We start from the raw sequence: 6,329 nt of genomic DNA, 5'->3' as shown, positions 1-6,329 counted from the left end.
GTGATATAATCTTGAAGATTTAGGATAAAACAAGAGAAAGGGAGATTGTATGAAAGCATTTCTGATATTAGAAGACGGCCATGTGTTTACAGGAACCAGTATTGGCGCAGCCAGAGAAGTAATCAGTGAGATCGTTTTTAACACATCTATGACCGGATATCTGGAAGTGATGACTGATCCGTCTTATGCTGGACAGGCTGTTTGTATGACCTATCCGCTGATTGGTAATTATGGAATTTGTTATGAGGATCAGGAGTCCAGGAAACCGTGGATAGATGCATTTATTGTTCGTGAATTATCCCGTATCCCCAGCAACTTCAGAAGCGTTGATACCATTCAGCATTTTCTGGAAAAACATGACATTCCGGGAATTGCGGGCATTGACACAAGAGCCCTGACAAAAATTCTTCGTGAAAAGGGTACCATGAATGGTATGATCACAGTTGATGAAAACTATGATTTAGATGCAATTATTCCCCGTTTAAAAGCATATACAACTGGAAAAGTAGTGGAAAAGGTTACCTGTCATGAGAAAGAGGTCCTGGAAGGCAAAGGACCGAAGGTTGCTCTGATGGATTTTGGCGCAAAGCGCAATATCGCCCGTTCTCTCAATGAGAGGGGATGTCAGGTGACTGTTTATCCGGCTCTGACACCGGCAGAGGAGATCTTAAAAGATAATCCGGACGGAATCATGCTCAGCAACGGACCTGGGGATCCGAAGGAATGTACTTCTATTATAGAAGAAATCCGTAAATTATATGAATCTGATGTTCCGATCTTTGCAATCTGTCTGGGTCATCAGCTTATGGCTCTTGCCACAGGCGGAGATACTCATAAGATGAAATACGGACACAGAGGCGGAAATCATCCGGTTAAGGATCTTGCAACAGGAAGAGTTTATATTTCTTCCCAGAATCACGGATATGTGGTGGATGCAGAGCAGCTTGAGGCAAAAAATATTGCAAAGCCGGCATTTGTAAATGTAAATGACGGTACCAATGAAGGTATGGCCTATGTGGGCAAAAATATCTTTACCGTGCAGTTCCATCCGGAAGCATGCCCGGGACCGCAGGATTCCAGCTACCTGTTTGACCGATTTATGGAAATGATGGGAGGAAACAGATAATGCCGAGAAATAAAGATATTCATAAAGTTCTTGTGATTGGTTCCGGTCCGATTATCATCGGCCAGGCAGCAGAGTTTGATTATGCAGGTACTCAGGCCTGCCGTTCTCTGAAGGAAGAGGGCATGGAGGTTGTACTTCTTAACTCAAACCCGGCAACCATCATGACAGATAAAGATATTGCTGACCGTGTATACATTGAGCCTCTGACTGTAGAGGTGGTAGAGCAGCTGATCCTGAAAGAAAAACCGGACAGTGTGCTTCCTACACTGGGAGGTCAGGCTGGTCTGAACCTTGCAATGGAGCTGGAAGAAAAAGGCTTTTTCAAGGAACACAATGTGCGCCTGATCGGTACTACTGCAGAAACGATCAAAAAGGCAGAGGACCGTCAGGAATTTAAGGATACCATGGAAAAAATCGGCGAGCCGGTTGCAGCTTCCAAGGTGGTTACAACAGTTGAGGATGGCATTGCTTTTACAAAGACCATCGGATACCCGGTTGTTCTCCGTCCTGCTTATACTCTTGGCGGAAGCGGCGGCGGTATAGCCAACAATGAATATGAGCTGAGAGAGATCCTTGAAAACGGTCTTCGTCTTTCCCGAGTAGGCGAGGTTCTTGTAGAGCGCTGCATTGCAGGCTGGAAAGAGATCGAGTATGAAGTAATGCGCGACAGCGCAGGAAACTGCATCACAGTCTGCAACATGGAGAACATTGACCCGGTAGGCGTTCATACAGGTGACTCTATTGTAGTTGCTCCTTCTCAGACTCTTGGAGACAAAGAATATCAGATGCTTCGTACTTCTGCTCTGAATATTATCACAGAGCTGGGAATCACAGGCGGATGTAACGTTCAGTACGCTCTTCATCCGGAGAGCTTTGAATACTGCGTTATCGAGGTAAATCCCCGTGTAAGCCGTTCTTCTGCTCTTGCAAGTAAGGCTACCGGTTATCCCATCGCCAAGGTTGCTGCAAAGATCGCTCTTGGCTATACACTGGATGAGATTCCAAACGCCATTACAGGAAAAACCTATGCAAGCTTTGAGCCGATGCTGGACTACTGTGTTGTAAAGATCCCGCGTCTGCCATTTGACAAATTTATTACTGCAAAAAGAACTCTGACAACTCAGATGAAAGCAACCGGAGAGGTTATGAGTATCTGTCATAACTTTGAGGGAGCTCTGATGAAAGCTATCCGTTCTCTGGAGCAGCATGTGGACAGCCTTATGTCCTATGACTTTACCGGACTTACTGAGGATCAGCTGATTGAGGAGCTGGCTGTTGTAGATGACCGCCGTATCTGGAAAATTGCGGAAGCCATCCGAAGAGATATTTCCAAAGAGTACATCCACCGCATCACAAAGATCGACCGCTGGTTCATTGACAAGATTGCAATCCTTGTTGAGATGGAGCAGGCGCTGAAGACCCAGCCGCTGACAGGAGAACTTCTGCTGGAAGCAAAACGCATGGAATTCCCGGATTATGTGATCGGAAATCTCTGCGGCAGAACAGAGGCTGAGATCAAAGCTCTCCGTGAGGGCTACAACATCCGCGCTGCCTATAAAATGGTAGATACCTGCGCGGCAGAGTTTGCGGCAGCAACACCATACTATTATTCTGTTTACGGCGGACCGGATACAGAAAATGAAGCAGTTTCCACACCGGATAAGAAAAAAGTTCTTGTTCTCGGTTCAGGTCCGATCCGTATCGGCCAGGGTATTGAGTTTGACTTCTGCTCTGTACACTGTACCTGGGCTTTTGAAAAAGAAGGCTACGAGACAATTATTATCAACAACAATCCTGAGACTGTCAGCACAGACTTTGACATTGCAGACAAGCTGTATTTCGAGCCTCTGACACCTGAGGATGTAGAAAATATCGTAAAAATCGAAAAACCGGACGGAGCGGTCGTTCAGTTCGGCGGACAGACTGCCATCAAGCTGACAGAAGCGCTGATGAAAATGGGCGTGAAGATTCTCGGAACATCTGCAGAAGACGTAGATGCAGCAGAGGACCGTGAGCTGTTTGACGGTATCCTGGAGCAGTGCCAGATCCCGAGACCGAAGGGAGATACTGTATTTACTGCTGAGGAAGCAAAAGAAGTTGCTAACAGACTGGGATATCCGGTTCTGGTACGTCCTTCCTATGTTCTTGGCGGACAGGGAATGCGTATTGCAGTCAGCGATGAGGATGTAGAAGAATACATTGGAATCATTAACCAGATCGCGCAGGATCATCCGATCCTGGTAGATAAATACCTGATGGGCAAAGAGATTGAGGTAGACGCTGTATGTGACGGCGAGGACATTCTGATTCCTGGTATCATGGAGCATATTGAGCGTGCGGGAATCCACTCTGGTGACAGTATTTCCGTATATCCGGCACAGACTATCAGTGAAACTGCAAAGGAAACCATTGCAGAGTACACACGTCGTCTTGCAAAAGCGCTTCACGTTGTAGGTATGATCAATATCCAGTTTATTGTATGCGGCGAAGAAGTGTATGTAATCGAGGTAAATCCACGTTCCAGCCGTACTGTTCCGTATATCAGCAAGGTAACAGGAATTCCGATCGTGCCGTTGGCAACAAAAGTAATCCTGGGCTATAAGCTGAAGGATCTGGGCTATGAGCCGGGACTTCAGCCTGAGGCAAAACACTTTGCCATTAAGATGCCGGTATTCTCCTTTGAAAAGATCCGCGGCGCAGATATCAGCCTTGGACCTGAGATGAAATCCACCGGAGAGTGCCTTGGTATTGCAGAGACTTTTAACGAGGCTCTTTATAAAGCGTTTATCGGAGCAGGAATCAAGCTTCCGAAGCACCGCAACATGATCATCACTGTAAAAGAGGAAGATCATGAGGAAGTTGTTCCGATCGCAAAACGTTTTGAAGCTCTTGGCTACCGTATTTATGCTACAAGAGGAACTGCAAAGGTTCTGAAAGAAAACGGCATCAAGGCAATCCGTACCAACAAGCTGGAGCAGCCTGCACCGAACCTTATGGACCTGATTCTGGGACACAAGATCGACGTTGTAATTGATACTCCGCCTCAGGGTGTAGAGCATCAGAAAGACGGATTTGTGATCCGCAGAAATGCCATTGAGACAGGTGTAAATGTACTGACCAGTCTTGATACTGCAGAGGCTCTTGTAACCAGCCTTGAAAATACAGACCTTAATAATCTGACTCTGATCGATATTGCAACGATCGCAGACAGATAAAAACAAATATGAACCGGGGAGGCACAGACTTCTCCGGTTTTTATTTACCAGGAATTCAGGGAGTTTGAAACGGATATGTCCGTTTGGTTTTGGGAAAGGAAAGTTTCGTCCGGGATTATCTGCGACTGTTACATTGCAGACTATTTCCAGCAGAATATTACTTGTGAACAGTGTTGCTTTATTCTTTAATGAGAGTAAAAATTGTGTTATACTTACAGTGTCCGGGGTGGATAAAATCTTTGTAAAAGAAGAAAAATGCCCGGCATAAAATAAAAATGAAAGGGAGAAAGAATGGATATTATTGAATTTTTAAAAGCCGTGTTTCTGGGTATTGTGGAAGGTATTACGGAATGGCTTCCTATCAGCAGTACCGGACATATGATTCTGGTGGATGAATTTATCAAACTTAATGTGACGCCGGAGTTTAAAGAATTCTTTCTGGTAGTGATCCAGCTTGGTGCGATCCTGGCAGTGGTGGTATTATACTGGGGAAAGCTGTGGCCTTTTTATATCAGAGAGCTTCCAAAGAAACAAAGAGCAATCATAGCAAAACAGCCTGTTTTTGCAAGAGGGATCATGACTTTTGTGGAACGGTTCTGCGATAAGGAAAAATGGGTGCTGTGGTTTAAGATCCTTGTGGCATGTATTCCTACCATTGTGATTGCATTGCCGTTTAATGACTTCATTGAGGAAAAATTTAACAATTACGTGGTTGTTTCCATTGCTCTGATCGTTTACGGTGTGATTTTTATTTTTATTGAAAACTATAATAAAAGACGGAAAGCAACCTGCAGATCTCTGGAATCCATGAGCTTTAAAACTGCTTTTCTGATCGGTCTGTTTCAGGTTCTGTCTGTAATTCCCGGAACTTCACGCTCCGGTTCTACGATCATCGGAGGTATTCTGGTAGGAACTTCAAGAACAGTAGCGGCTGAATTTACCTTTTTCCTGGCAATTCCTGTTATGTTTGGCGCCAGCCTTCTCAAGCTGATAAAATTCGGATTTGCCTTTACTGCCGGAGAGGTTCTGATTCTTATTACAGGCGTGGTGGTTGCATTTGTTGTATCCATACTGGCGATCAAGTTCCTGGTAGGATATATTAAAAAACATGACTTTAAAGTGTTTGGATGGTACAGGATCGTACTGGGTGTCCTTGTACTTGGATATTTTATCGGAAAGAATGTAATTGGATAAAAAATAAGGGATATACAGGGCAGAATCCTGTTACACAGGGGAAGGAGCAGGATTTTTGACCGGCAGCTGCAGCAGGCTGCAGAAACGGAGGTACATAATTATGGGAAAATATATTATGGCAATGGATCAGGGAACCACAAGCTCCCGCTGTATCCTTTTTGATAAGGCGGGAAATATCTGCAGTTCAGCGCAGAAAGAATTTGCCCAGTATTATCCAAAGCCGGGCTGGGTAGAGCATGATCCTCATGAGATCTGGTCCTCTCAGATGGCTGTGGCAATTGAGGCCATGGGAAAGATCGGGGCTGATGCGGGGGATATTGCAGCCATTGGAATTACAAATCAGCGTGAGACAACAATTGTCTGGGACAAAAAAACAGGAAATCCTGTTTATCCGGCTATTGTATGGCAGTGCCGCCGTACGTCAGACATGATCGAGGAACTGAAACAGGATGGTTTTGCTGATAAGATCAGAGAAAAAACAGGACTGATTCCAGACGCTTATTTTTCCGCCACAAAAATTAAATGGATCCTGGATTATGTGGACGGAGCCAGAGAGGCAGCAGAGAGAGGAGAGCTTCTTTTTGGCACGGTAGACACCTGGCTGATCTGGAAGCTTACCAAAGGTCAGGTACATGTTACAGATTACACCAATGCTTCCCGTACAATGTTATTTGATATTTACAAAAAACAATGGGATAAAGAGATTCTGGAACGGTTTGGGATTCCTGAATCCATGCTTCCGGAGGTAAAACCAAGCAGCTGTATTTATGGATATACAAATGAAAATCTGATCG

At 44.9% G+C, this 6,329-nt stretch carries 4 protein-coding genes; all 4 read left to right on the top strand.

The window, feature by feature from the left end:
- The first annotated feature begins 49 nt into the window (after positions 1–49).
- The gene (locus QVP40_RS03425) at positions 50–1,126 is read left to right on the top strand and encodes a carbamoyl phosphate synthase small subunit (RefSeq protein WP_022067099.1); all 1,077 of its coding nucleotides are present in this window, start codon (positions 50–52) and stop codon (positions 1,124–1,126) included.
- On the top strand, positions 1,126–4,341 hold the full coding sequence (carB, locus tag QVP40_RS03420; protein ID WP_022067098.1) for a carbamoyl-phosphate synthase large subunit: 3,216 nt from the start codon (positions 1,126–1,128) through the stop codon (positions 4,339–4,341). Before QVP40_RS03425 ends, carB begins: the two co-directional genes overlap by 1 nt.
- Before the next feature lie 291 nt (positions 4,342–4,632).
- A complete protein-coding gene (locus tag QVP40_RS03415) occupies positions 4,633–5,535 on the top strand; it encodes an undecaprenyl-diphosphate phosphatase (protein ID WP_022067097.1) in 903 nt (300 codons plus the stop codon).
- Positions 5,536–5,635: 100 nt separating this feature from the next.
- On the top strand, positions 5,636–6,329 hold a 694-nt coding region (locus QVP40_RS03410), incomplete at its 3' end, for an FGGY family carbohydrate kinase (protein WP_288200306.1).

This window comes from Blautia sp. CAG:257, assembly GCF_000433815.1.
In the GTDB taxonomy this organism is placed as follows: Bacteria; Bacillota; Clostridia; order Lachnospirales; family Lachnospiraceae; genus Blautia_A; species Blautia_A caecimuris.
Note: the sequence above shows the minus strand (reverse complement) of the source record. Positions and strands in the feature narration are given on the sequence as shown.